Consider the following 26,544-nt stretch of genomic DNA (forward strand, 5'->3'; position numbering starts at 1 on the left):
ATATGCTGCCGGGAACGCGACAGACACGGCTACGAGTTCGTGAGGAAGTGGCGGCTGACGGAGCTCAAGAGCCGTACAGCGGTCGCTCTCTCGAGTGACCACTCAGTTTGAGGGGACGAGATGGCCGGGGAGTAGTTTGAGGTAGAGTAACGGAAGGAACCATTCGAGGCCGTGTGGGAGGTTCACGACGTACAGTGCCAGGAGTAACCCAATTGCAAACAGACCCATTGCAATTGGTCGGCGGAGACGCTCTGGGACACCGAGCACGATGACCGCGCTGCCGAGGAGAAAACCATACGCTATCGTGGTTTCCGTCCACGTCAGAAGGGGAAATACCGCTGCCAGGATGAACGGATGAACGTGGAGAGCGATAAACTGGAGATGTGCCCGTCGACGGTGTGACGGCCTGTGCCACCACCGACTTCCCGCGACCGTCGTCGTAGCAATGATCCCACCTGCAATATCGAGGCTGATCACCAGAACGATCGCAATCTGTAACGTGTTCCAGCCGAGTGCGGCCACTTGCGAGTAGACGAAAACCGTGCCGGAAAAGACAACTGCGAACCCGAGAATGAGCCAATTCTCTGCCCGCGTTGTATCCGGGCCAACGAGTCGATCCCAGCTTCCCCGTACGCCGGTTCGTGGTGCACTCGGAGACTCCGGATTCGAATTCATACGTATTCTGTCGAACGGTGTTGAAATGAAGTCTCGGTTCGTGAGCAAATACTATGCGTATGCATCAACGCTGAAAATCGGGTAAACGACCACGGGTCGGGTGACCCGTGGCTTTTCTTGTTCCCTCAGCCTATGCCGATAGCACTCCACGCGACACGATGTCGCGGGATGAGGATGGGCGGTTTACAGAGCGCCCCGACCCAGACAGGCTCACCTTCCGAACAAACGGTTGGGTTTTGCGAGTCCGGTAATTAACTGATTCAACATCTACACCAGCATGTTTCGCCCACGCTCGCCACGCCACATTCACACTCGCGTTCCGGTCAGCATGGTCTTGCTGAACCTCACACGAATCATTCGTACACCGGAACCGCCGACCTTGACGGTAGCCACGGTGTCCACAACACGAACACGACTTCGAGTTGTACGGCGACTCAACCGTCTCACACGGAATCTGATTCCACGTCACCTTGTAGCGAACCTGCTTCTCGAACTTATGGAACGGGAGTTTGTGCAGACGCCGATTCATGTACGTACCGTACTTGATGGCGTCTCGAATCCCACTCAAGTCCTCGAACACGATAACTGGGTTCGAGAACTGTTGGGCGAACTCCACCACAACCCGAGACAGCCGGTGAAGAACCCACTCAGTGTAGCGTTCTTCTTTCTCCCCGAGTTGGTGATGGATGGAGTGTTGGCCGTGTTCTTGACAGCGTTTCGTGATGGTGTGGTAGCGTTGGCGTTCGGCTTTCACCGTACCGTAGTCAAGCACGAGTGTTCCGAGCGTGTCCATCGTCTCACGATTAAGAGCGGTGAGAGCGATGTTGCGCTCGTTAATATCGACGCCGACGAGAGTGTCAGCGTCTTCGGGTTCAGGCACCTCAACCTCTGTTTTAACCGTGACGTGTAGGTAGTACACGCCATCTCGGTACACAAGTTCAGCCTGTCCCAACGACCACTCATCCTCCGTCAAGGATTCCCCAATCAACGCAAGGTCTTCCGGTCGCCCTCGAAGGTGCCCTTTCACCTTCTTGTACGGCTTCGGACTCACACGGAACTGAACCCGGTCATCCTCGTCGTTGTAGGTGAGGCGGTAGCCTTCGGTGTGCGCCATGACAAGTGGGTAGGCTCCTTTCTTGTCCGTGGCGGGTGGCGACGGTTTTCCGACGTGAGTGTTGTCTTGGTCGTGCCACCAGTTGAGGAGTTCTTTGTAGGAATCCCACGCTTGCAGGGCTTTCCCGACGACCGCGCACTTGTTGTTCCGAAGGAAGTCATCGCGGTCAACTTCCTTCTGAATCTCAGTACGGTTGTATCCGTCTTGTTTGAGTCGGAGTGTGTCGTTGGCGATGTCTCGTGCGGTGAAGCGGGCATCTTTGAGCCACGACCGCTCACCAGACTCTATGCAGAGTCGAGTGCGTGCGGTCTTCGTGACTTCTTCGATACCCATACCTTGACTATCGAATCAAATGATAATAAAAGTGGGGATTAGGATGGGAGAATACAGGAGTCATGCACATTCGATTAGTCTGTGTAAGTATCATTTCGTGTGGTGCCCGAAGTCAAGCAAAGCAGAGCTTTGCGTACCACGCGGAGCTTCGCTCCGCTTAGTACCGACACGAGATGTTGGAGTTCGTTCGAGACGAACTTGCGGAATTGTTCCAAGGAACTGCCGAGCGATTCGGTCACGAGATTGTGTCGATGGAGATTGCCCCCGACCACGTTCACTTGTTCGTGAAGACCGGCCCGAAATGGAGTCCTGCCGAGATAGCGAAACAATTCAAAGGTTACTCGGGACGAACGGTTCTCAAGCGTCATCCTGAACTCAAACAGCGGTATTTCTGGGGAAGTGACCTGTGGAAGGATGGCTACTACGTCGGAACAACGGGTGCAGTTTCCGAGGACGTGGTTCGTCGGTATATCGAGGATACTGAACATTAGGCGAGCGTACGCGATTCACCCACGGGTCAGGTGACCCGTGGAACTCTCGCTGTTATCTTTAGATACTGTCCCCTATCTCGCTAACGGAGTCAGTACCGATCGAAGTGTCGATCCTGCACCTTCACGAAGACTGCCATCAACAGCGAAAACGCGAGCGTCGCGACGCCGATCTGTGCCCAGTGAACGACTCCGAGTGGCTCGACGCTGAACAGGAGTTGTCCGGTTGCGGTATAGAGGACGAGCAACTGGAGGGCGACCGCGATTGCGACGGCGAGTATGAGCCAACGGTTCGAAAATACGCCGAGCCCGTACCGGAAGCGGATCGCTTGGATACGCACGATTTCGAAGACGACGAACCCGGTGAACACCATGGTCTGGGCGAGTTCTCGACTGGGCTCGTAGCCCGGGTTCCAGCCCAAGAGCGCTCCACTCAGGTCGTATCCCGGAATTACGTTTCCGAAGTAGTTGAGGGTAAACAGCGGCAGCAGACAGATCGTCATGAACGACGCGATGCCGACGATCGACGTGACGATGCGTTTCGTGATGACCCCCTCACCCGGTGGGCGTGGATCGCGCTCCATGATGTCCTCGGCGGCCGGGTCGACCCCCATCGTAAGCGCCGGAATCCCATCGGTGACGACGTTGATCCAGAGGATCTGTATCGGCGTGATCACGAGGCCGAGTCCGGCCAGCGTGCCCGTAAAGATCATCGTCACCTCCCCGCCGTTGCCTGACAGGAGGTAGTTGACGAACTTGCGGACGTTGTCGAAGATCCGTCGTCCACCCCGGACGGCGTTCCGGATCGTCGCGAAGTTATCGTCCAGCAGGACGATGTCCGAGGCCTGCTCGGTGACGTCCGTTCCCCGAATCCCCATCGCCACGCCGACGTCGGCGTTTTTCACCGCCGGGGCGTCGTTGACGCCGTCGCCGGTCATAGCCACCGTGTGGCCCTTCTCTTGCAGCATTTTGAGAATCCGCGTCTTGTGCTCCGGCGATGTTCGCGCGAAGATGTCGACGTCGTCGACGAGTTCGCTCAGTCGGTCGTCGTCGATCTCCTCGAGTTCCGGGCCAGTGACCACCGTCGTCGACCGGAGCCCGACCGCCTCGCCGACTGCTCGAGCCGTGATGGCGTTGTCGCCGGTGACCATGACGACGTTGATGCCGGCGGACAGACAGCCCTCGATCGCCCCAGGCACTTCCGAGCGTGGCGGGTCGAGCATCCCCTGATAGCCCAGAAATACGAGTTCCTGTTCGATTGACTCGTCGGCTGCCTCGAGTTGGTCGTCGGGGACGTCGGGTCGATACGCGAACCCCATTACCCGAAGCGCGTCGTTCGCGAATTCGTCGCGCTCGTCCTCGAGTTCCGCCCGTCGTTCGTCGGTCAGTTCGACCGGGTCTCCGTCGACCTGAACCTGTTCGTGGGTACACCGCTCGAGTACCGTCTCCGGTGCGCCTTTCGTGTATGCGACCGTTTCACCGTCCGGCGTTCGGTGCACGGTCGTCATCCGCTTTCGTGTGGAGGTAAAGTCGACCTCACTGAGTCTCGGGTAGTCTTCCTCGAGTTCCCGATGGTCGAACCCGGCTTTCTGTGCGGCGACGAACAGCGCGATTTCGGTGGGGTCTCCGAGGTAAGTTCGATCCCGTTCTCTGTCGCCATCTGAATCGTCGCCGTCCCGCTCGCGCGTCCCCTGATCGACGTTGTTACAGAGCATCCCACACCGCAGAATGTCGGATACTTCGTCGGTATGGACAGGATCGCCATCTTGCTGGAAGGTTCCGTCGGTGGCGTAGCCGGTGCCGGTCACCTCGTAGCGCTGCCGGTTGGTGGAGAGGCGCGTGACGGTCATCTCCGCCTCGGTGAGCGTCCCCGTTTTGTCCGTACAGATGACGTCGACCGAGCCGAGCGCCTCGACGATCGGCAGGCGGCGAACCAGGGCGTTTTGCTCGGCCATCCGACGGGCACCCAGTGCTAGCGAGAGCGTGACGACCGCTGGTAACCCCTCGGGAACTGCGGAGACGGCGATGCCGACCGCCGTCAAAAACACCTGCAGCGGCGGCGTATCGCCGAGCACCAGTTCCGTGATCGCTATGACCGAAACGATGCCGACGACGCCCAGTGCGATCAGTTTTCCGAGGCGATCCATCTCGGACTGAAACGGCGTGTCGCGATCCTCGGCTTGCTCGAGGGCCGTCGCGATCTGACCGATCTCCGACTCCGGGCCGGTTTCGACGACGACCGCCACCCCGGAGCCACGCTGGACGACGGTGTCCTTGTACAACATGTTCGTCCGCTCGGCGAGCGAGGTGGCCGAGTCGACCCATCCGACGGTTTTCGAGACGCCGGCACTCTCACCAGTCAGTGCCGCCTCGTCGACGCTGAGGTTCGATTCCTCGATAAGACGGGCATCCGCCGGGACGATGTCACCCGATCCAACGAACACGACGTCACCCGGGACGACCGTCGTGGCATCGATTTCGGTCTTTTCGCCGTTGCGTCGCACCAGGGCGTACGTCGTCGAGAGTTCGGCCAGCGCCTGAATGCTCTGCTCTGCGCGATAGTCCTGGAAGAAGCCGAACACGGTGATGAAGACGACCACGCCCGCGATCACCGCGGCGTCAATCGTATGGCCGACGACCGCCATCACCGCCGCAGCGACGATGAGAACCCAGATCAGTGCCGGCTTGTACTGCTCGAGGAAGATGGTCAGCGGCGAGATCCCCTCCTCGGCCTCGACCTCGTTTGGCCCCTCGCGCTCCAGGCGTTCTCGCACCTCGTTGCGATCGAGTCCAGACTCCGAAGTGGATAGGCGGTCGTAGACCGTCTCGAGCGGGATCGAATGCCAGTCCTCTCCTGGCGATTGCTCCGGGAGGTGCTGTTCGGAGTGGTCTTGCCGCGACACGAACGTTTCACACCGGCTACCGTGTTAAACACCGGGTGAGTGGCGGTATTCGGGGCTCGAGTGCAATGCCGATCGAGTAATGAGTCCGTCGCCTCACGTGTTTCCGACGGGTTTCGACACCACCTATTGCACCGTTTTCAGTCGATTATCCGGCGGCTTGCTCGAGTACCGTTCCCGTATCGATCACACTGCTATCCGGCGATGGTCAGCGAGCGATGACGGCGTGGTCACCCTCGACAACCCTGTCGACCTCCGCTCGAGTGACGACCGCCACGTCGCCTGGAATCGTTCGCTTGAGCGCAGCAACAGCACCACCGTACTCGAGGGCGGTTCCGAGCGAGCGATCTTCGAGTCGGCTGGCGAGAAACCCACCGACGAATGCGTCGCCGGTGCCGATCGGGTCGATCGTCTCAGTCTCGAACGCCGGCCGTTCGACGAGGGTGCCGTCCGCGTAGGCCGTCGCGCCGTCGGCTCCACAGGTGATCACGACCGTCTCGAAGTCCCACTCCTCAGCAAGATCTGTGGCGATCGTCCCGGCGTCCCCGGCACGTTCCAGCACGTTTCGCGCGTCACGGGCTGGCGTGATGAGCACGTCGATTGCGGGGAAATACTGCTCGAGCGTGTCTCGAGCCTGGGCCGGTGTCCACAATGTGCTCCGGTAGTTGACGTCGAATGCGGTTTGGACGCCGGCCACCTGTGCGATCTCGAGTACGTCACCGACCGTTTGCTCGAGCGTAGAGGAGAGGGCGGGCGTGATGCCGGAGGTCAGAAATGTCTCCGCCTCTCGAATAGTCTCCGTGGCGAGTTCGTCCGCGGTCGCGCTCGTCACCGCCGCGTTTGCCCGGTCGTAGATGACGCTCGTCCCACGAGGCTGGCCGGCGCGCTCGAGGAAGTAGGTGCCCTGACGACCCGACTCTGTCCAGACGACCTCGACGGTCACGCCGTACCGGCGCAGTTCACTGACCACCCGACGACCCAGCGGAGAACTCGGAAGTTTCGACAGCCAGGTGGCTGGTCTCCCGAGACATGCGGCGGCAACCGCGACGTTGCTTTCAGCACCGCCCGGTACGACCTCGAGCGTGGTCGCCGACTCGAGTCGCTGCTGGTCGGGCGGTGAGAGTCGAAGCATCGTCTCGCCGAAAGTGACGATCGCTCCCATGTCGAAGCCGACACCAACTATGGCTATAATAGGACCACTCCCCTGGCGGTCGCGATGGTTCCATTGCCAGTTAACCACGACTGACGTCGTGGGCTTCCACCTTGCGTCTGTGTGGGTGCGCTCGCCTCAGGACGACGCGTGGCGTCGCTCGAGGACGAACAGGTACAGAAAGGTGCCGACGAGGGCGAGTTGGACGACGGCATCCACGACGCCCAGCGCAAAGAACTGCATCCCACTTAGCACCCAGACGACCAGGAGCGTCGTGACGTAGACAGCACCGACGAGATAGAGGATGGGTTGCCAGAAGACTGTGAAGAAGACGACGACGCCCGCGAACAGGGCGAGCCCGAGGAGTACGAACTGCGTCTCGCCGGTCGTCAACCCGATGTATCCGTGGATGGCGGCCGTCAACGTTGCAAGTACGATCACGAGGAGGTGTCCTGGCGTCCAGTCGATGGAACGGCGGATCGAATGATCGGTATCGTCTCCCGCTGAATGTTGACCCATCCCTACCAGGTGGTTTGTGAAGACAGGACAAAAACGTCCGTACGAGCGACCCCCTCCTCTCGGCTCGAGTGGTAGTCTGGTTGGACCGAAACCTGTGCTCACACATCCAATCCTATTCCGTCACCGGTCGAAACTCCAAATTCTGTACCTTTAAGCTATAGTGTATGTATTTAGGGAATTATGGGCGAACAGGCCAAACCTCGCCGTTTATGGCAGAGATGCTGTCAACGAGCGGCCTCACCGACCCCTCACCGCTCGAGTCGTGCGATACGGGTCTCTCCGCTCGAGCGGTCGATGTGGACGTTGAATCGGACGCCGTCGCCTTCGGTGCGGACGATCCAGTATCGGCCCTGTTCGTACGGGTCGTCGAGAACCGAGACGTCATCGTGGCCGTCGTCGGCTACCACCTCTCGAGCGCGGTCGATCGCCTGTTCGGCTGTGGCGACGGTCACATCCGCCTCGCTCGACGGTCGGGTCACCAGGACGGATCCCGGGGCCTGACGGAGCACTCGTTCGGTGACGCTCCCGAGGATGACGCGGTCGAGGCCGCGGCGACCGTGGGTTCCCATCACGATCAGATCGATCTCGTGGTCGTCGGCGTACTCGAGGATGCGCTCGTGAGCCGCTCCGTCCTCGATAGCCGTCACGACGTCGATGCCGTCTGGCGCTCGGTCGGCCGTTTCGGTCGTGACGGTTTTGCCTTCCTCCTCGTAGGCTTCGATCAGTCGATCCGCCGAGAGTTCAAACGGGTTCGTCTGATCGACGTCGATGACGTAGAGGACGTGAACAGTCGCACCGAACCGCTCGGCGATTTCGTAGGCCTGGCCGACGGCGCTGTCCGCGGCGTGGCTGCCGTCCGTCGGAATCAGAATCGAACGGTACATACCTCATAGTCACCCTCCACTCTCTTAGATTCTTCCGCGAACGTGCCGGAATCGATGCTATTTCGAGCGCCCAAGTTGCGGCGATCCCCTGCTCTTTCGACTCACCGAAGATGCGTCGCGAACCATTTCCGGCGTGACCCGCGACCGACTCCAGCGCACCCGGCTCCTCGAAAAGGTGGGTGGTTCCCTCGAGGTCGACGCTATCCGCGGTGACCGTCACGGTGCGGTCGCTAGTTTCCATCGAGTCGTATTCGATGTCCCCCAGCTAGAGTTTGGACGGGGCACTCGACGGCTCATACGGCACGGCCGTGAACTGACTGGTTTCACTCGAGTACCAATCCCGTTGCCTATCGAGCCTGCTCACGTTTCAAGCGGGATAGTTGTAAGTGATCGTCACGCGAACGAAGTGTATGATCGATCGGTTTCTCTCCTCTCGTACCCGGAAACGAGATACGAGACCCCGTATCCACCGTCAGCGCTTCGGAGGACGATAACGATGAGCGAACCGATCGCTAGCCGATTAGCGTGGGGGGTCAGAGGCGCACTCGTCTTCGTGTTCGCGGTCGGCGTCCGTCATCGAAATCCGGGGGCCATCGTCAACGCCGCCGTCGCGTTCATCGGATCATTTCTCCCCGACCTCATCGAGCGACGGTATCCCGTTACGTTCAGACCGTGGCAACGGGTCTATGCGCTCACCGCGTTGTTGACTCACGCCGTCGGTATGCTGGGGCCGTACGACGAAGTGGGGTGGTGGGATACCCTGACGCACGTTCACTCCGCGAGTATCCTCGGCGGAATCGCTCACACCGTCGCTCGACGACGGGGAAACGATCCACAAACGGCCGTCGTGCTTACCGTTACGGTCGTCGGGTTGCTGTGGGAACTGCTCGAGTACCTGATTCACGTTCTCGCCCGTCGATTCGACCTCGAGCCGGTGTTGATACAATATGGGAAACGAGACACGGCACTCGACCTCGTGTCGAACTCCGCTGGCGCATTGATGGTGGTGCTCTTCGGTGATCGATTTCTCGGGAACTTTACCGACGACGGAGCCGCCAGCGCGCGGTGAATCATCGAGGGAACGGGGGATAAATAGTGGCGGGACGAGTGTGGATAACGGGCGAGCGATTCGATGGATCAATTTCAGAAATGTGCAGGTATTGCTGTGATTGGTTACAATCAGCCGGATAATTATATCGTTGACGGTGGCGAATCGGAACTAGAATGTCCCAAATGGTCACAAAATCTTCGGACGCACAGCCCAGGGAATACAGCGGCGTGAACTTCGAACTGCTGGCTGTTGGCGAGGAGTCGATGGTGACGAAGATGCTCTTTGAGGTGGGGAACGAGGTGGAGATGCATAGCCACCCGAACGAGCAGAGCGGCTACGTGATCTCCGGCCGCTACCGGCTGATCGTGGCGGGCGAGGAGACGATCATCGAGGCCGGCGACAGCTATGCGATCCCCGAGGGCGTCGAGCATGGACTGGAGGTACTCGAATCGGGCGAGGTGATCGACGTGTTCGTGCCGCCCCGCGAGAAGTACCGCTGACTGCTCGAGGTACCGGATTTCGACCGTCCGACAGTCATCATTTCGAGCGTCCAGCCGCCGCCATCATTCGACCGATCGTCGTCACCAACCACGACGGGCCGAGTTTCGGCAATACTGATGGCTGCGTGCCGCGGTCGACAGCGACTGGAACGGACAATCGACACCTCACTCTCAAGTGCTGCCCGTGAGGACCACGGGCCGATCTGTCTCGAGAATGACCGACTGGGTGACGCTGCCGAAGATCGCTTTGCCGACCGGCGAGCGTTTCCGGCCACCGAGAACGATTGCGTCGACGTCGAAGCGATCGGCTTCTGCGAGGATGTCCGCGACCGTATCTCCGCTTTCGTCGAGGATCGTGTACTCGACGTCGTGTTCCTCGAGATGTTCCCGTGCACGCCGGACGGATCCGATTCGGAGCGCCGATTTGAACGGCTGGAGTTCGTCGGGGAGGTCACCGCCTTCATCGTGAAAGACGAACAGAATAATTGCCTCGACGGCGTTCGACGCCTCCGGCAGCGACGCCACGTACGCGGCCTGTCTGCGTGCTCGTTCCTCGTCCGTATCGACCGCCATCAGTACGCGGTACATGGGTGCACACTCGATTCCAGCGGTCATAATACGGTGCTGTGGGTCGGCGTTGAGGTGAAGCGTCGATACAAACGGAACGAAACTGCCACTCGATCGAGGTGAATGCGAAAGCGCGAACGGCAAACGTATCGCACTCGGGCACCCGATCCGTACGTTCAAGGCGGCGTGGCCCGAATGAACGAGCGAGTGTATGTCGTCGGGTATTCGCGCGACGGTAACAGTAGGGGAGCCGAATAACTGCCCAATCGCACGGTTCGCTGCAACGACGGGAACGACGATCGAGAACGTCTCGACGAGCGTCGCCCGGCCGGGAGAAGCCGGCAGTACGGCCGAGTTTCTCGCCGCGACCGACGCCGAAGTCGAGGGTGAGATCACCGGGCCGGTGTTCTCCTACGGCTCGAGCAACCTCTACCGGCGAACGTACGAGGCGGACGCCACCTGTCCCTGTGCGTGTCTCGGATCGTTCGGGTGTCCAATCCATCGATACGCCGCCGAAGACGGGGACGTCACGCTCGTCTTCCACGCCGACAGTTTCGAGCAGTTACAGGCGGTGATGGCCGAATTCCGGGAGCAGTTCCCCGGCGTCGACGTCCAGCGACTCCTCCAGCCACCGCTTCAGGGAACGCCGGAAGAACAGGTGTTCGTCAACCGGGGAAAGCTCACCGATCGCCAGTACGAGGTGTTACAGACGGCCTACGATATGGGCTATTTCGAACGACCGAAGGGCGCAAACGCCACCGAGATCGCTGATGCACTCGGTATTACCCAGTCGACCGTCACCGAACACCTCGGCGCTGCACAGCGGAAACTCCTCGAGGACATCCTCGAGAGCGACACCTGATGGCGACTGTTGTACCATTGAACCAACGATCACCCGCAGGGGTCTGCAATCGGGGGGCCGTGACTACGACGATCCCTCTGAGGGCCGTCGCTCGAGCGAACGCCGACGTGATCGTACGAATCGTTGACATCCGGATCATAACGGAAATAGTTTAATGCCCCATCGGCTTTCACTCAGCATACGACGATGCCACTAGCCGAGGAAACCGAAATGACGAAGGCGGAGATCGACGCCTTTCTTAGTCGGCACGAAACAGGCGTCTTAGCGCTTGCTGATGGTGATATTCCCTACGCGATCCCGATCTCGTACGGCTACAACGCGGACGCGCGAAGGTTCTACGTTCGTCTGGTCTCGACGCCCGAAAGCGAGAAGCGCCAGTTTCTCGCCTCCTCCCCACAGTCCCGACTCGTGGTGTACGAAGAGCGCGAAGCCAGGACGAACTACGGCAGTGTCGTCGCCGTGGGTGCGCTCGAGGAGATCGATCCCAGTGAACTGACCGTCGAACACATCGAGCAGTACGGCGAGGCGAGGCGCCCGCTGTTCGAAATCTGGGGCGAGTCTAAGCAGGATCTGAACATTCAGCTCTATCAGTTCGAGCCGACGGAGTTGAGCGGGCGGCGAACGGTTATCGAACGCGACGACGAGTGATTTCGGCTGCGGTGTCGTGCGTTTCACGTGCTGATTGTTCGTGCTGTTCTCCCGTCGCGATGCGTCCGTGCGTGCAGCCGTCGAGTGGTATCTCGACGGGAAGCCGCCAGGACGACCTGAAACAGGTGCTACTGTAAAGGGGAAAAATTGTCCGGCGTCACCGGTGCGCCACAGACCGGGCAGCCGTGGGCCAGTGTGGCCTCTCGAATCGGCGGGTTCACCGTGATCTGTTGGCCGCAGTCAGTGCAGCGGAACTCGTATTCGGTCTCCATAGGCTGGTCTCTATATACAGACACGGCTACCATCCCGATAGATATTTGCCCCTTCTATACGGGTCCATTTATATGCGGAGCAGGCGCAATACCACGTCGTTTACGGCGTGTATACGCGCCGTCGTGGGATGACGTGAACCACCGATAACAGCAGGGCAGGATATTCAACGCGCTCGCAAAATGGTTAGTGTTATGTAATCTTGTCAACATAAGTTATGTATGGCGATAGAGGTCGTGGATAGAACCTTCGTTGCTTCCATTCGGAATCAGCGAGAGGTTCAACCCGACCTCGATGCGCTTGGCTTCGCCGCCAGTAAACTCTGGAACGTCGGCGCTGGACGTGTGACCGCGTATGGAGCGAAACTGGCCTCATCCCCGACGAAGGCGACCTGAAAACCTACCTGAAAACCCACGAACGCTACGCCGACTTGCCTTCTCAATCGAGTCAGCGCGTTCTCGAAGAACTCGCTGAAGCGTTCGACGGTTGGTATGGGAAACGTCGAAACGGGGATTCGAAAGCGAATCCACCCGGCTACCGCAAACACAACGACAACCACCCTCGTTCCACGGTCACGTTCAAAGCCGCAGGATTCAAAGTCGATACCAAGTTCGGTAGGGTACGCCTCTCGAAAGGCAAGAACCTGAAAGAACACTGATCCGACTTCATCCTCTGTGACATCGAGGCGCGACCGGACGTGGACTTGGAAGACGTGAAGAGCGTCCAGCAAGTCCGCACCGTCTGGAACGCGTCCAGCGGCACGTGGGAACTCCACCTCGTCTGCAAACTTGTAGTCGAGATTCCCGAGACGCCCGGCGAGAACACCGTGGGGGTAGACCTCGGCGTCAACAACTTCGCCGCACTCGCGTACGAGGGCGGTCATGCGGAGTTGTATCCGTTGAACTGCCTGAAGCAGGATGACTACTACCACAGCAAGCACATCGCCCGCTGTGACGATACATCATCCGAACGGGCCACGCGGTTGAACGCGAAGAAGGCCAATCGGCGCACCCACTACTTCCACGCTCTCTCGAAGCACATCGTCGAACGCTGCGTCGAAGAAGACGTTGAACAATAGCCATCGGAGACCTCGGTGGCATCCGAGAGGACGAAGACGGCGACGTGAAGGACTGGGGCAAGCACGGCAACTTGGACCTGCACTCGTGGGCGTTCGACCGGTTCACGTCGATGCTTGAGTACAAGGCCAAAGATGAGGGAATCTCGGTTGAACGTGTTTCAGAGCGTGACACGTCGAAATCGTGTTCGTGTTGTGGGCGTACACGAAAGGCGAATCGCGTCGAACGTGGGTTGTACGCGTGCAATTCGTGTGGGATGGTGGCTAACGCGGACGTGAACGGGGCGGAGAATATTCGGCAGAAAGTAACTCCGAATCTCGCTATGGGTGGCGGTGATAGGAGTAACGGCTGGTTGGCACAGCCATCGACCCACCTGTTCGATTCCGAGAGCGGCTGCTTTGCACCGCGAGAACACGTAGGCTCGTAGACCATAAATATCCCAAACGCGGTCGGGATTCCCGCGTCTTCAGGCGCGGGAGGATGTCAAAACCGACGACCCAACCGGTAGAGGGCATTGGTTCGAGCCGATACACGCCGTCGTCGATCCACCCGTTCATCGCCCATCTTCGAGTTCGCCGACGAAATCGAGCGCGAACACCCCCTCCGGCGCGGCGACCAGGGGGTTGACCTCGAACGCCGATAGCTCCGGGTGGTCGGCGGCGATCGACGAGAGGCGAACGAGCGCGTCGACCACGGCTGTCGTATCCGCTGGTTCTTGCCCGCGAACGCCCTCGAGGAGCGGTGCGACCGGACTCGAGTCGACGAGCGTGCGTGCGTCGGCTCGTGAGAGCGGTGCCAGCGCGTGGTCGACCGCTTGCTGCTGTTCGACGAGGATGCCACCGGTGCCAAAGGTGACCAGCGGGCCGAACCGCGGGTGTCGCGTCACGCCGACGAGACATTCGACGCCGTCGGGGGCCATTTCTTGTACCTGCACGCCGCGAATTCGGGCTTCGGGGACAGTTGCTCGAACGGTCTCGAGTAGTTCCGTACAGGTCGACTCGACGGCCGAAAGCGGGACGTCGATTGCGACCCCGCCCACGTCGGTTTTGTGTGGAATGTCTGGACTCACGATTTTGAGGGCGACCCGGTCGACGCCGCCCATGGCCACCGCTGCGGCTTGGGCTTCGGCGCCATCCTCGACGATGCATCCCTGTGGCGTTGGGACACCGTACGCCTCGAGAATTGACATTCCTTCGACGCCAATGGTCGTCCAGTCGGTGAGCTGTGCACCGGCGAGCGTCGTCGTGGCCGTGCCCCGATCGGCATCGACCGGTTCCGGGGGCTCGTACGGCCGTCGACGAAACCGGTCGTAAGCGACCATCGACGCGATCGTCTCCGCCGCCCGTGTCGCGTCGGAATAGTTCGGAATCCCCGCCGCCAGCAAGGCGTCGTCGACGGACTGCTCGAGCGGCCCACCGGAAAAACACGACAGGACGGGTTTGCCGTGGCGGCGAGCGGTCTCCCCGATGGCCGTCGCGAGCGAAGACGGATCGACGAGCGGATGCGGGGTCGTTGTGACCAGAACCGCATCGACACAGCCGTCACCGAGGACGACGTCCAGGGCGGTCTGGAACCGGGCCACGTCGGCGTCGCCGAGGACGTCGACCGGATTCGACGCCGAAGCGGCCGACGGGAGTCCGTCGTGGAGCCGTTCCCGGGTGCTCGAGTCGAGCGACGCGAGCGTCAACCCGGCTGCAGAGAGGGCGTCGGCGGCGAGGACGCCCGGGCCGCCAGCGTTCGTCACGACGGCGACGCGATCGCCTCTGGGAATCGGTTGCTGGGCGAACGCTCGCGTCAGATCGAAGAGCGCCTGCTGGGAGGGGACACGTCGGATGCCTGCCGCGTCGAACGCTGCCTCGAACCCGGAGTCGTCTCCCACGAGCGCACCTGTGTGAGACGCCGCAGCCCGTGATCCGGCGTCGGTGTGTCCCGATTTGAGCGCGACGATCGGGGTCGATCGGCCGACTTCCCTGGCGGCCTCGACGAACGCCTGGCCGTCGGCGACGTCCTCGAGGTAGGCGACGATCACGTCCGTGTCGGGGTCGGCTCCCCAGTATCGCACCAGCGCTGCCTCGTCGATTCCGGCCGTGTTTCCGAGCGAGACCACGTCACGGGTGCCCAGCCCCTCAGACTGTGCCCAGTCGAGGATCGACGTGATCATCGCCCCGGAGTGACTCAGCACGGAGACGGTGCCCGCGTCGGGGAAGGTCGGGGCAAAACTCGCGTTCAGCCCATTTCGGGTGCTGAGTACGCCAAGGGAGTTCGGCCCGATCAGCGTCAGGTTGTGGCGGTCGACGAGCGCACAAAGCGTTTCCTCACGTTCTGTGCCGCCGCCGTCAGTTTCTCCGAAGCCGGCCGAGAGGACGGCGACTGCCTCGATCCCAGCACGACCGGCCGCGTCGACCGCATCGAGTGCTGGCTCCGGCGGTAATACGACGACAGCTAAGGAGATGGCGTCACCGTCGAGTGCTTCGAGTGAGTCGACGGCTGGAACGCCACCGACGGTCTCGTGGGTCGGCGTGACGGGAACGAGCCTGCCGCCGTACGTCTCTCGGAGGTTCTCGAAGACGAGTCGGCCGATGGCATCCTCCCGGTCGGTCGCGCCGACGACCGCGACGCCGACGGGATCGACCAGCGATGAAAGATCCTGTGGCTCGGCGATATCCGCTCTATCGGTTGGAACGCGCGTCGCCCTGGTCGCCGCGTCGCACTCGAGGTCGATCGTCACCGACTGCGGTTCCCGCCGAAGCAGTGCATCACGATACTCGCGTCCGATCCGACGGAGCGACGGCGGCGGTGCCTCGAGTGTAACCGTTTTCTCACCGGAATCCACGCCGTTGGCGATGACGTGTCGACAGAGTTCCGTCCCGGCGACTGTGTCAGCGTCGCCCGCGACCGTTACGCTGGTACTCGCTGCCGACCGGTCGTAGCTGGCGAGTCCGACCGGCACGCCGTCGGTGATGGCGACGAAGTCGGTAGGGTCACCGCTCTGTGAGACTCCCGGAGAGTTGTCGGCCTCGAGTCCCACTGGAAGCGTCTCGAGCGACAGGTATTCACGAATCTCTGCGGGGGAGACCGGGGCGGTAGCGACCGGATAAATCGTGTACGACGTTCCGTCCTCGGCGACGTATCGGGGACACCGCGGCGGGCACTCGGGTGCCCCCTGACAGTCGGCTGGGCGGAACACCGGACAGGTGTATGAACGCGACATCGTGCTGGCTCGAGTGGTTGTACGCTGTGTTCGAGCATGGCCCTACGTCCGAACATGTGCTCGTGGGCGGGTCACCGGTCGGTGGAAGGGGTGCTGACCGGATGAACGTACCCGACGACTCAGGAGCGGCGCCGAACCAGCGCCGTCACGAGGAGTCGCCAGGGAAGCACGAAGAGCAACCCGAAGCCAATGTTGACGAGGATAAAGTCGATCGGGGCACCCCCCGGGAAGTACGACGTCGCGCGGATGAGGCCGCCGAGAACCGAGGCAGCGATCCATCCGAGCGTGATAAGCCCGAGCGTCCGGCGATAGCTCGAGAGTGTTCGGGGGCTGAACAGCCCGAGGATCGGACCGACGACGAGCCAGGCAAGCAGGAACGGCGTCGCCGTTCTGAGCAAGTGTTCCGGGTACACCCAGGGCTCGATCGAGTGAGAGAGCAAGCCAACGCCGATGAACGCGATGACGACGAGTGCGTCTCCGAAGAGGATCGCAACCGTCGACAGCAGGCGAAATCGGTCTGGCGGATCGGTTCGGAGGCTGGTGAGTGTCTCGGTCATGGTCGTGATCAGATGAGGAGTGCTTCGGCGACGATCGCGAGCAGGACAACTCCAAGGTAGGCGTTCGAGGTGTAAAACGTTCGCATCGTCGCCCGATCGGTTCGGACGCGACACTGGGTGACGGCACTCGCGAGGAACAGGCTTCCAGCGAGCACGATCGCGACGGTAAATAGCCACCCCAGCGGCGACACCAGCGTGAGCGTCGCGGCCGTCAACAGCGTTGCGCCGAGCGTCAAGAGAACCCGTCGCCGGGCAGCAGCGACGCCCGCGACGACGGGAAACATGGGGTAGCCGCCTCGGGCGTAATCCTCCCGGTAGACGATGGCGAGGTTGTAAAAGTGCGCCGGCGTCCAGATGACGACCAGCAGTGCGAGCACGAGCGCGGGCAGGCCGATCGAGCCCGTCACCGCAACCCAGCCGATGACGGCCGGGAGCGCGCCGGCCCCGCCGCCGAGGGCGATGTTCCAGGACGTGTTCGGTTTGAGGACGACGGTGTAGAGGACGCTGTAGTAGGCGACGGCGATGAGCGTCAACGCCGCGGCGAGTGTGTTCACGAGCGTGAGGAGGACGACCATCGAGAGACACAGCAGCGCCACGCCAAATAGCAACGCTCGCCGGATCGGGATCTGTGCGGTTGCAACGGGTCGATCGGCCGTCCGGGCCATCCGCTGATCTCGATCTCGTTCGAAGGCGTGGTTGAACGTACCGCTCGCGCCGATCGCCAACACGCCGCCGGCCAGCGTGGCGACGATCGTGACGCCGCTGGGCCACGTACCCGTCGTCGCCGCGAGCGCAATGCCAGCCAGCGCGAGTAGACACAGCAACCACATGAGCCGCGGTTTCGTCAACTCGAGATACGCCTGCACTCGGCTTTGGATAGCCTCGAGAAGACTGTGTTCGGTCGAGGCTGGCTGTCGACGGATTTCGTTGGCCGGTGGTTGGCCAGGTTCGTTCGCCGGTGGTTGACCGGGTTCAGCAGCCTTCGACTGCCGAGTACTCGCCTGTTCCGAGACCCTCGGTGAGTTGGCTGGCTGCCCAGCGACACTACGTACCGTCCTCGAGTCCCGCGTCGTCCCCTCGAGTGCCCAGCCGAGCGAGAGCAACAGCGCCACGAAGATGAACGTGGCAATTCCGAGATGGAGCTGGGTCGCGTAGGGAACACTCGTTAGGACGACGAGGGCACCGACGCCGACCTGAATCGGGAAGGCGACGAAGCCGGCGGTGACGGCCGCGCGAATGTGCCAGGAGGTCTCCGTGCGCCACGCCATCGCGAGTGTCAGGAGAACCAGAACACCGGCAACCACCGAGAGCAGTCGATGGCCGACGATCAGGAAGAACTCCCCGGACAGCACCTCGAGACCGCCACAGAAGGGCCACGTCGAACAGGACGACGCGGCCCTGGTCGTCGTCATCGCCGCGCCGGTAGCGATCAGCGCGTAGGTCGTGAGAATAGTCGCAGTGAGGACGGTTACGAATCGTCGTGTCGTGAATAGGGGTGTCATAGGGAACTCGAGAGATATCGGTGACGTTGAATCGGTAGTTCTCGACTGCGCGGGGTCATACTGCGGGCTTTGAAGCCAGCCCACCCGATGGTTCTCCCGAACATGTTTCGGAGGAGTCCCATCTCATGCACCTGCCAGATACAGCTGTCCGATCCCGGCGGCGATCAGGACGATCCCGGCGATCCTGACGATGCAGCCCGTGGCGTTTCGCGTCCACTGCGAGCCGACGTCGTATCCAACCGCCGTTGCCACGGTGACCGAGAGCATGAGAACGCCGAATCCACCAGCATAGGAGCCGAGAACGAGCGCCGTCTCGAGGGGTGCCATCGTCACCGATCGAAGGGCGAGCGCGAGAAATACCGGTAGTACGCAGGCGGTCGCCGCCAGCGCATACATCCCGCCGAAGACGGCGAAGCCCCAGCGACTCGAGCGCCGCTCGGGCAAGAGGACGTGGATCGAACCCGTTCCGCCCCAGAGAACCCACGCCCCCAGCAGGATCAGGGCGAGGCCGACCCCGTACTCGAGAAACGGGAGAACTCGTGCGAGCGCTTCGCCGAACACGAGCGCGACTGCCGAGAGGGCCACCAACACGGTGGTGGCGCCGGCTGCGGCGGCAAGGCCACGCACTACGGCCCCGCCGAGGGGCGGGCTGTTCTCGCCCGTCGAAGCGACATAGTAGCTAACGTATCCGGGCAACAGGGCGTACGAACAGGGCGCGAAGAACGTGGCGACACCGATGCCCAGCGCGAACAGTATCGTGCCGATGAGTTCTCCACCGAACATTGTCACACCCCGTCCACTGCGCGCTCGATCGGCTCCAGGAGTTCGTCGACGGACTTGTAGCCGCGGCCAGCGTATCGAATCGCATTCGAGTCGTCCAGCACGTACGTGTAGGGGACGCCCGAGGCGTCGAGCGCCTCGGTCAACGCGAGATCGTTATCGAGGGCGACCGACCACCGCCCGTCGTGGTCGATCCACCAGGTTGCCACGTCCGATCTGGTGACGGTTCGACCGACCGGTTCGTTCGTCACTGAGAGAAACTGGACGTCGGGATGTTGGCCAATATCGTCGTACACCGCCCCCATCGGCTCCATCTGTTCGGCGCAGACGCCACACCAGGTCGCGAAGAACTCGAGAACCGTCACGTTGCCACGTTCGGGGACGGACAGTGTCCCAGCTTGGCTTCCGGGAGCGTCGATGGTCTCGAGTTCGATCGGTTCGACCGTCGCGGCCAAGCCGAGCGGGTCGATGTACCCCGTCGCGTACGCGGCCCCGACCCCGCTTGCACCGAGTGCGGCGGCTCCGGCGAGGAGGTCGCGTCGTCGCACCCTCACCACCCCTCGACCACTGTCCGGGCGTCCTCCACGACCGTCGACGGTGGCGGAACGTCGCCGGAGTATGCCCGCTCGACGTAGCCGTCCTTGTTGGCGAGGATGAGCAGCGTCGTGTGCATAAATTCCATGTCCATCATCTCCCCTTCCGAATCGGACTCGGCGTCCTCCGTTGATTCGAACATACAGCCGAACGTCTCCTCGACGACCTCTGTTGCTCGCTCCGGTGACTCGGGACGGAGCGTGTACCAGTTATCGAGCTCCCGGTCGACGCCGTGGCGTTCCTCGTACTCACCGAGTATGTCCGGGGTATCGTATTCGGGATCGAAAGTGATCGGCATGAACGCCACCTCGTCGGCGTACTCGTTGCTAATCGAATCGTCCTGAACGTGTCTGAGCGAGGCCATCAGCCCCGGACACGCCCCCGGACAGCGGGTGAAGATGAACGTAAAGAGGGTATGCCGTTCGCCAGTGAACGCCGTCGTCGTCACCGACCGCTCGAGCAGCGGCGCCGGCACCGTCGCTTCTGGAATTCGGTCGCCGTATATTGGCCAGGGAACGTCGGCCTCGACCGTTCGCTCGTGAGCGTCCGGCTCGTCGAGGACGACGTTCTCGTTACTCGACCCCTGCCCGAGGCAACCGGCGGTTCCGGCCACGGCCGTTGCGGCGGTCACCCGGAGGAACGTCCGTCTATCCACCGTCGAGGGACTCGAGTGCGTGTTCATGGGTGAATAGAGGTTCATTCACACCTAATCCGTCTTCCTCGTTCCCGAGCAGCGGGAGACGGGACGAACATATTCGTGGCATCGTTCTCGAGTGGGTGATTGCTTGCCCGGTGCCGGGATGGCTTTCCCCGGTGGACGATTCCACGGTCGCCATCGCCGATTCCGGTCGTCGGCGGTCAGCCCATTGAATGTACAAGGGAGAGACCGAATTATCGAGTCGACAAATCGTCCGTTATGACGACGTACTACCTACACGAACCCGAGTTTTCGGGAACGACGACCGATGAGTGGGACGACCCGCAACTCGAGGATTTCCACACCGACGATCTGAGCGACGTCTCGAGCCACTTCTTCCTCTCGGTATCGGGTTTTCCGCCAGAGATTTTTACCGACTGCAAACTCCCCGTGGTCGATCCGGATGGAAACCTGAACAAAAACGCACTCGCGACGGCGAAAAGCGGTGGGCGCGGCGTCGGTGTGGTGAACGACATCGACGAGGAGACGAAAACGGCGGTCGAGAACCTGATCGAAGACCTGGCCAACGAACACTTCGAAGACGCCGACTTCGGCGACTGAGGCGGTCAGAGAACGCGCGTGAGTCGTGATCGGTGAAGAGAGCTACGGCCCCGCCTCGAGGACGGGTTTCGTCTCCACGTTGAACCCATCGATACCCGTCTGCACTCGAGTGGGGAGCGCTGGCTGTGGGTCAGTCAGCCCCGGTTCCGTCTCGGGGTTGGGCCAGCCGACGACGACCCGGCCGATCCCCCCGGCCACTTCGTGGGACGTACAGACGTGGCGCGTGTCGGCGTAATCGTACACCCCCTCCACGTCGAACGTCCGCTCGAACGTGTGTCCCTCGAGTCTGAGCTGGGAGCTCGCCCAGGGCTCGGCCTCGTCGGGGATCCGCTGTGGGCCGTGTGTATCCGGGTGATACGAAGTGACGTCGTGTCGCCCGTCTTCGTTGACCCACGTCACGGTGGCGCCGACGGTGACGTGCACGATCGTGGCCATGAACTGCGGGTACGGGGTGGACGTGACGCGAACTTCGACCGCGTCGGCCGGCGATCCCAGCTCCCCGGTACCGTCAGCGGACTGGCTCGGTTCGGATTCGTTTCCGTTGCTCTCGAGAGTACCGAGACAGCCCGCGAGGGCGGATGCGAGGCCGGTTCCGGTCAGGGCGAGCGTCCTACGGCGGGAGAGCGGTGACATGGTGATGAAACGTGTCGGCCGTGGTCTGTGTGCGATTCTACTCGGGGTTGTCGTCGTAGATCTCGGTGTTGGGTTCACCCTGGACGTCGATGACGGCGAGGGCACCCTTGTGGACGACCCGCGAGAGCGCGTGATCGACGATCTTGACAGGGCCGGGGACGTGCAGTTCCATCTCCCCGACGGCGACGGTACCGGGGGCGACCGGGGTCGTTTCGACGTATCGTGCGGGATCCGAGAGCAGATCGCCGTCGCGGTACAGGTTGCTCCAGACGTTCCCGATCGGATGCCAGGCGGTGGTGAGATTCGGGCCACCAACGGCCTGGTACACGCGAACGGTCTCGCCAACTTCGGCCGTGACGGGGCCGTGTGCGCCGTTCGGGGTGAAGCCGTAGGCCTCTCCGTTCAGCAGCACGTAGGTGGGGTCTTCGTCCCTCGAGGACTGGGTATCCCAGCTGTGGTGGCCTTCCTCACCAGGCTGGCCGTTCGTGTACAGCTCGTGTTGGCCGAAGTAGAACTCCCGGTCGACCTCTGGGAGTCCGTCTTCGGGTTCGACGAGGATCGCACCAAACATCCCGGCGCTGATGTGGTGATCCATGTTCGGCACCGCACAGTGGTAGATGTGGACACCGGGGTACTTTGTCTGGAAGCGCAGTCGGGTGGGCTCGTCACCCGGGGCAATTGTCGTGGCTTCAGCACCCCCACCCGGCCCGTACACCGCGTGGAAGTCGATGTTGTGCATGTCGATGTTGTACTCGTCGGGCACCTCGAAGGTGAGGTCGATCGTGTCACCCTGGCGAACGCGGTACATCGGGCCGGGAATCTGGCCCTCGTAGGTCATGTAGTCGAAGGTGACACCCGGTTCGACTTCCGCAGTCGCTTCGATGCACTGAATCGTCAGGTCGTGCGTACGCGGCTCGTCCCAATCGACCGGCCCGGGCACGTCCGTTGGATCGGCCGCGATGTGATCGACGTCGACTGCCTTGGCGTCAGGTAACGACTCGACGGCGTCGGAGGTCGATCCACCCTCGTCACCGCCGTTGCCGGTTCCGTTCCCGTTGCCATTGCCATTGCCGTTCGTTTCTCCGCCTATGCACCCAGCAATTGCAACTGCACCAGTGACACCGAGTCCCTGCAGGAACCGGCGTCTGTTTGTATTTCGGTGAGTCATTGTCCTCACTCTCGAGTAGGTTACGACGATCGTTCAATAGTGGAGATGATTCCCGCCGAATGGAAATACCTCCGGAGGTGTTCGGACAGGTGTTTAAATAATTTGTACCACCCCGTTATACGGGTGTCAACATTATACCGAAAAACTCGATTTCAGCGAGTGGAGTGCGAATGCCCGTGAGTTTGCAACGAAAACAGATTGCGTCATTCGGTGAATAACTCCGACCTCTAGGCTCGGGGTTATCTCCCTGCGCTGCATATAGTGGATACCAAACACGACCGAACCGGCCACGCCGACGAGGAAGTGGATACCGAGGGCGAGCCGTGAGATGGCGACAAATGCGTACGGAATCCGCAAATAGCTCTGTGCAGTCGTGCTACGTTTGAACTAGGTGGGGTAGATCCGGAGTAACGAATTCGCTCGAGCGATGTGTTTTTCGTGGGTCTCGTCTGTGCTCAGTGGTTTTTCGAGTTTCTGGGTGACTCGAGTTCGTCTCATCGAGGGTGGCAAATCCCCTTCCTGAGGAGTTCATAATCGGTTTCCGTCTATCGATTTGGGGTGGGTAGTGGTGTCATTTGCATGAGGTGATGAAATCCTGCTTCAGGAGGGCACCTATAGCTGGAATTGGGTGTTGTGAGGCTTCTATGGGGCGAATAGAGAGTGCAGATTAGTAACACGATTGAATAGTCAATGTGATGAAGTATATTTCATAATCGGTTGCAGTCTATCGGTTTCAGTGGTGAAAATCAGGCGTTGTTACTCGAGATGGGGGCTGATTTCGTCGGTTTGAGCGCGTTCCTGTCGGGTTCCGTACCGTACTCGAGCGTGTCTCGAGGGGAATGTCGAGATTTAGAACCAGTGTCGGACTCGAGTGAGGTGGTCGAGACGGTCTTTCAGCGATGGTCTGAGGAGATGTGTATGTAGCCGAGATGGATGATTGACGGTTGTAAGCGCCCCCAGTGGAATAAATTGGGTAGAGGCGATTGCTTGAGTGTTTCAGTGATTCGTATTGGACTGTCGAATCGTGTGTGGATTGTCGTCGTTTCGCTTTGGCCCTCGATGCAACGAGTTCGGACACAGTTGATGAACTCACCAGAAGGGAGTTCCTACTCGAGTACCCTCGAGACCGCGCTCGTGACCCTGAAGCGGTTCCAGAACGGTGATCTTGCTCGAGTTTTTCGCCCCATGTTCCTAGTTCACCCTCAGACACCTCACAGCACACTAATTGCGGGCTTAATAGGCAATTATGACTTCTAGGTACCTCATCAAATTCCTCGAAAACCGCTCTCGAGCGGTCTGCTGACCACATCCGGTGGACACCTCCACGAGATGCCGAACTCGAGTATCACTACTGCTGTTTCTCCCATCCGGATTTTCGATCAATTTGGAACACGCAGCATCAACTCGAGGTGACGCCTCTCTTTTCACTCCCGATGATATCGTGAACGTGGCAGAACCAGACGAGTAGTTCACTCCACATTTTTCAATTTCGTGATGATGACGTCCTCGTCGACCATCAAACGTCATCTTCAGCGAGGCGATCAATGAACGATCGCCGTTCTTCGAGTCGGGATGCTTTCGAGTCCTCGACTCAATTTTTGAGGCGGCGCTGATCGGTGACTTTGACCGTCTCCTCTCCATAGAGAATCGTCCCCTCCTCGAGAGCGTTCAATGCAATTTCATCTGGCAACGCTTCGAGATAACTGACGTCGACGAACGCCTCTGCGTACCGCTGAAGTTTTGCATCGATGCGGTTTCGCTGGCGAAATCGCTCGTGTCGAGTCCAGTCATCAGGGAAGCGAACACAAATATCGACATCAGAGGTGTCTGTTGGGTTCCCACTCGCATACGATCCGAACAAAATCGCATAGGTAACTTCCGTGGTTCGGATATAGTCACGAACTGCCTCGAGATCCACGGTGGTCTGTTCCATGAGTCCCCGTTTGTACGGGACTTGTTTATATATTCCTCGTGGAAAGGCACTGACTGCTCGAGGTTCTGGCCGTGTATCTGCCGTGGACAGTCGTCGTCTTCGGTGAAACGTGACAGGCCGTCTTCTGTGATGACTGCCGAGGATTACTCGAGCGAACCACTTTCCAGCAACCACCCAACCAGTTCCAGTGCGTCGTTCAGTGATTCCAATGAGATGTCTGGCCCCCCTTGAGAGTGGTCACGCAGGGGTGTCCATGGTCACCCGATGACGTCAGCTGTCTCCAGTGGCTGTGTGTTCTCACTCGAGTGGCCTGCCTCACCGGGAATCTCCACATTCGTCGGAATAATCAGGCGGCGTTCGGTGTACTCGAGGCCGTTCTTTCGCTCACTGCATTTGCAGATGGCCAACCGATTGTTCGAGAGCTCGAGGAGGGCGTCGATGGTTCTCTAAACGAGGTTCTTCGCTAGGAGTTACTGACGCCGCGCTCTTGATGGCGGCTCCCGTGATTGAGGTCGCTGGCTTTCCCGTCCTCCTTGATGCCCTTGCAGCCGTTCGTCCAGGGGTTGTCGCCCACATTCGTGTCTGTAGGCGCGTTCCACATTGAGCAAGCAAATCTACGTTTCCGGAACGGCGTCACTGTCGCTTTCACCACTCTCCGTCACATGAGCGTACTACTAATATGTGGTTCTCGAATGTGGGTACCGGTAACATGACCGCAGACACGTACTCTGTGATCGGTCTCGATGAAGCTGAAGAACGAACATCCCACGATTCGATTCCAGCCGTGAAGGCCCTCGGGTACGAACTGCGCGCTCGGAATAATCCACGTCCGCTCGAATCGCGCTTCAACTATTTCATCTACGACGAAGGACAGGCCATTCCACGACATAAACAGCGTGAACAGGAGGAGCTGTTTTTCGTCGTTAGCGGTCGTTGTCGATTTAAAGTTGATGGGGACGAGTTCGAGGTTGAAGCGAACGACTTCGTCGTTATCGACCCCGGCCCATGGCGACAGATTACCGCGCTTGAGCCATCAGAAATTTTCGCTGTCGGCGCGCCGAACGTTCGTGATGATGCTGTCTTCGAGGGTGAGAATCCGTTCGACTGAACCAATCACCAGTGGACAATTAGAGGGGGTACAATGAGCTTCACAAGTGCGTTGGACTATGGGGTCGCTCGAGTCAGCGTCCGTCGAACGACCGGCAGTTCCACTATTTGCCAGCCGATGACTGCCCCGACGGTGCCAATCAGGGCGAGAATGGGTCGAGCTTCGCCTCCGGTAGTAATCGTCCCGAGGAACGTGATTACGGAGTCTGCGTAAAATGGAAGAAGGATCTCAGTCGGTCGGCGGCTCCATCACACCGAGTTGCTGGAAGAAGTCAAGATTGTCCCAGTAGTTGAAGTCCTCGACGGCTTTCCCGTTCTCGAACCGATTGAGAGTCATCCCGGGGCTCTCGACGACGTTCCCGGTTGCCTCGATTCCCTCGATCTCCCCCTCGTGGGTGGCACGCCAGGTAAAGTGGGTGACGACGACGTCATCGTCGGAGAACATGTCGTGAACCTCGATCTCCGTGTCAGGAAACGCCTCCCTGTACGTCCGAATGTACTCTTTGTATCCATCGATCCCGCGAATCTCCGGTTGCCCAGGCAGGCGCAAGGCGACGTCCTCGGCCAGTACTTCGTCGAGTCCGTCGAGATCGTTGTCTTCGATGAGATCCCAGATCCGCTGCGTTACCTCTTTGTTGGTGACTTCGAATTCTGTTGCCATTGTATCCCCCCGCTTATCGAGCTAGTGCGTCAATCGACGCTGACGCCCATGACTGCACGCGTGTAATCACGCGCACTGCTCACATACGACGGCAAATTACTTA

General features: G+C 60.5%; 26 protein-coding genes and 2 pseudogenes. 8 read left to right on the forward strand and 20 right to left on the reverse strand.

The window, feature by feature from the left end:
• Positions 1-102: 102 nt before the first annotated feature.
• Both NGM68_RS15170 and NGM68_RS15175 read right to left on the reverse strand, forming a co-directional pair.
• Complete coding sequence (locus tag NGM68_RS15170) at positions 103-675, reverse strand: hypothetical protein (protein ID WP_252699075.1); 573 nt, start codon at positions 673-675, stop codon at positions 103-105.
• Between the two features lie 130 nt (positions 676-805).
• A complete protein-coding gene (locus tag NGM68_RS15175) occupies positions 806-2,122 on the reverse strand; it encodes a transposase (protein ID WP_252698640.1) in 1,317 nt (438 codons plus the stop codon).
• Positions 2,123-2,165: 43 nt separating this feature from the next.
• Between NGM68_RS15175 and tnpA the strand changes: the two are divergent.
• Positions 2,166-2,613, forward strand: a pseudogene (gene tnpA / locus NGM68_RS15180) (IS200/IS605 family transposase).
• Between the two features lie 89 nt (positions 2,614-2,702).
• On the opposite strand, the gene NGM68_RS15185 reads toward tnpA, so the two are convergent.
• From NGM68_RS15185 to NGM68_RS15200, 4 genes are all read right to left on the reverse strand, one after another.
• Positions 2,703-5,513: a cation-translocating P-type ATPase gene (locus NGM68_RS15185; RefSeq protein ID WP_252699076.1), complete on the reverse strand. Its 2,811-nt coding sequence runs from the start codon at positions 5,511-5,513 to the stop codon at positions 2,703-2,705.
• A gap of 205 nt (positions 5,514-5,718) precedes the next feature.
• A complete protein-coding gene (gene kdgK1 / locus NGM68_RS15190; protein WP_252699077.1) occupies positions 5,719-6,672 on the reverse strand; it encodes a bifunctional 2-dehydro-3-deoxygluconokinase/2-dehydro-3-deoxygalactonokinase in 954 nt (317 codons plus the stop codon).
• Positions 6,673-6,798: 126 nt separating this feature from the next.
• Positions 6,799-7,179: a hypothetical protein gene (locus NGM68_RS15195; RefSeq protein ID WP_252699078.1), complete on the reverse strand. Its 381-nt coding sequence runs from the start codon at positions 7,177-7,179 to the stop codon at positions 6,799-6,801.
• Positions 7,180-7,427: 248 nt separating this feature from the next.
• Positions 7,428-8,063: a universal stress protein gene (locus tag NGM68_RS15200; RefSeq protein WP_252699079.1), complete on the reverse strand. Its 636-nt coding sequence runs from the start codon at positions 8,061-8,063 to the stop codon at positions 7,428-7,430.
• A gap of 496 nt (positions 8,064-8,559) precedes the next feature.
• On the opposite strand from NGM68_RS15200, the gene NGM68_RS15205 reads away from it, so the two are divergent.
• Both NGM68_RS15205 and NGM68_RS15210 read left to right on the forward strand, forming a co-directional pair.
• Positions 8,560-9,132, forward strand: a complete 573-nt coding sequence (locus tag NGM68_RS15205; protein ID WP_252699080.1) for a DUF2238 domain-containing protein — start codon at positions 8,560-8,562, stop codon at positions 9,130-9,132.
• A gap of 155 nt (positions 9,133-9,287) precedes the next feature.
• A complete protein-coding gene (locus NGM68_RS15210; RefSeq protein ID WP_252699081.1) occupies positions 9,288-9,614 on the forward strand; it encodes a cupin domain-containing protein in 327 nt (108 codons plus the stop codon).
• Positions 9,615-9,785: 171 nt separating this feature from the next.
• Here NGM68_RS15210 and NGM68_RS15215 read toward each other — a convergent pair whose 3' ends face one another.
• Entirely contained in the window at positions 9,786-10,202 is a 417-nt protein-coding gene (locus NGM68_RS15215) for a universal stress protein (RefSeq protein ID WP_252699082.1), read from the reverse strand.
• Between the two features lie 190 nt (positions 10,203-10,392).
• Between NGM68_RS15215 and NGM68_RS15220 the strand changes: the two genes are divergently transcribed.
• Positions 10,393-11,043 (forward strand): helix-turn-helix domain-containing protein, encoded by a 651-nt coding sequence (locus NGM68_RS15220; protein ID WP_252699083.1) that lies wholly within the window; start codon positions 10,393-10,395, stop codon positions 11,041-11,043.
• 186 nt (positions 11,044-11,229) lie between these two features.
• Entirely contained in the window at positions 11,230-11,691 is a 462-nt protein-coding gene (locus NGM68_RS15225) for a pyridoxamine 5'-phosphate oxidase family protein (RefSeq protein ID WP_252699084.1), read from the forward strand.
• Between the two features lie 128 nt (positions 11,692-11,819).
• Here NGM68_RS15225 and NGM68_RS15230 read toward each other — a convergent pair whose 3' ends face one another.
• Positions 11,820-11,963 carry a zinc ribbon domain-containing protein gene (locus NGM68_RS15230; protein WP_252699085.1) on the reverse strand — a complete coding sequence of 48 codons (144 nt, stop codon included), beginning with the start codon at positions 11,961-11,963 and terminating at the stop codon, positions 11,820-11,822.
• Between the two features lie 219 nt (positions 11,964-12,182).
• Here NGM68_RS15230 and NGM68_RS15235 point away from each other — a divergent pair.
• Positions 12,183-13,464 (forward strand): annotated as a pseudogene (locus tag NGM68_RS15235) (RNA-guided endonuclease InsQ/TnpB family protein).
• A gap of 126 nt (positions 13,465-13,590) precedes the next feature.
• Here the strand turns inward: NGM68_RS15235 and NGM68_RS15240 are convergent.
• From NGM68_RS15240 to NGM68_RS15265, 6 genes are all read right to left on the reverse strand, one after another.
• Positions 13,591-16,248, reverse strand: coding sequence for an acetate--CoA ligase family protein (locus NGM68_RS15240; protein ID WP_252699086.1), 2,658 nt, complete (start codon positions 16,246-16,248; stop codon positions 13,591-13,593).
• A gap of 119 nt (positions 16,249-16,367) precedes the next feature.
• Positions 16,368-16,805 carry a DUF3054 domain-containing protein gene (locus tag NGM68_RS15245; RefSeq protein ID WP_252699087.1) on the reverse strand — a complete coding sequence of 146 codons (438 nt, stop codon included), beginning with the start codon at positions 16,803-16,805 and terminating at the stop codon, positions 16,368-16,370.
• An 8-nt stretch (positions 16,806-16,813) separates the two neighbouring features.
• On the reverse strand, positions 16,814-18,307 hold the full coding sequence (gene cyoE / locus NGM68_RS15250; protein ID WP_252699088.1) for a heme o synthase: 1,494 nt from the start codon (positions 18,305-18,307) through the stop codon (positions 16,814-16,816).
• Between the two features lie 123 nt (positions 18,308-18,430).
• Positions 18,431-19,090: a cytochrome c biogenesis CcdA family protein gene (locus tag NGM68_RS15255; protein ID WP_252699089.1), complete on the reverse strand. Its 660-nt coding sequence runs from the start codon at positions 19,088-19,090 to the stop codon at positions 18,431-18,433.
• Positions 19,091-19,092: 2 nt separating this feature from the next.
• A complete protein-coding gene (locus NGM68_RS15260; protein WP_252699090.1) occupies positions 19,093-19,635 on the reverse strand; it encodes a TlpA family protein disulfide reductase in 543 nt (180 codons plus the stop codon).
• A 2-nt stretch (positions 19,636-19,637) separates the two neighbouring features.
• On the reverse strand, positions 19,638-20,363 hold the full coding sequence (locus NGM68_RS15265) for an SCO family protein (protein WP_252699091.1): 726 nt from the start codon (positions 20,361-20,363) through the stop codon (positions 19,638-19,640).
• A gap of 234 nt (positions 20,364-20,597) precedes the next feature.
• Here NGM68_RS15265 and NGM68_RS15270 point away from each other — a divergent pair, with 234 nt between their 5' ends.
• A complete protein-coding gene (locus NGM68_RS15270; RefSeq protein ID WP_252699092.1) occupies positions 20,598-20,939 on the forward strand; it encodes a hypothetical protein in 342 nt (113 codons plus the stop codon).
• 42 nt (positions 20,940-20,981) lie between these two features.
• On the opposite strand, the gene NGM68_RS15275 is transcribed toward NGM68_RS15270, so the two are convergent.
• From NGM68_RS15275 to NGM68_RS18370, 5 genes are all read right to left on the reverse strand, one after another.
• Complete coding sequence (locus NGM68_RS15275; RefSeq protein WP_252699093.1) at positions 20,982-21,572, reverse strand: cupredoxin domain-containing protein; 591 nt, start codon at positions 21,570-21,572, stop codon at positions 20,982-20,984.
• 37 nt (positions 21,573-21,609) lie between these two features.
• Positions 21,610-22,740: a copper-containing nitrite reductase gene (gene nirK, locus NGM68_RS15280; RefSeq protein ID WP_252699094.1), complete on the reverse strand. Its 1,131-nt coding sequence runs from the start codon at positions 22,738-22,740 to the stop codon at positions 21,610-21,612.
• A gap of 1,591 nt (positions 22,741-24,331) precedes the next feature.
• Positions 24,332-24,673, reverse strand: a complete 342-nt coding sequence (gene mntA / locus NGM68_RS15285) for a type VII toxin-antitoxin system MntA family adenylyltransferase antitoxin (RefSeq protein WP_252699095.1) — start codon at positions 24,671-24,673, stop codon at positions 24,332-24,334.
• Between the two features lie 257 nt (positions 24,674-24,930).
• Positions 24,931-25,080, reverse strand: coding sequence for a DUF8008 family protein (locus tag NGM68_RS18415; protein ID WP_484549496.1), 150 nt, complete (start codon positions 25,078-25,080; stop codon positions 24,931-24,933).
• 56 nt (positions 25,081-25,136) lie between these two features.
• Complete coding sequence (locus NGM68_RS18370; protein WP_425493578.1) at positions 25,137-25,274, reverse strand: DUF8008 family protein; 138 nt, start codon at positions 25,272-25,274, stop codon at positions 25,137-25,139.
• Positions 25,275-25,382: 108 nt separating this feature from the next.
• On the opposite strand from NGM68_RS18370, the gene NGM68_RS15295 reads away from it, so the two are divergent.
• Positions 25,383-25,781: a cupin domain-containing protein gene (locus NGM68_RS15295; protein ID WP_252699096.1), complete on the forward strand. Its 399-nt coding sequence runs from the start codon at positions 25,383-25,385 to the stop codon at positions 25,779-25,781.
• Positions 25,782-26,009: 228 nt separating this feature from the next.
• Here the strand turns inward: NGM68_RS15295 and NGM68_RS15300 are convergent, their stop codons facing one another.
• Positions 26,010-26,441 (reverse strand): ester cyclase, encoded by a 432-nt coding sequence (locus NGM68_RS15300; protein WP_252699097.1) that lies wholly within the window; start codon positions 26,439-26,441, stop codon positions 26,010-26,012.
• Positions 26,442-26,544 lie beyond the last annotated feature (103 nt).

The sequence above is a fragment of the Natronosalvus vescus genome, assembly GCF_023973145.1.
GTDB lineage: Archaea > Halobacteriota > Halobacteria > Halobacteriales > Natrialbaceae > Natronosalvus > Natronosalvus vescus.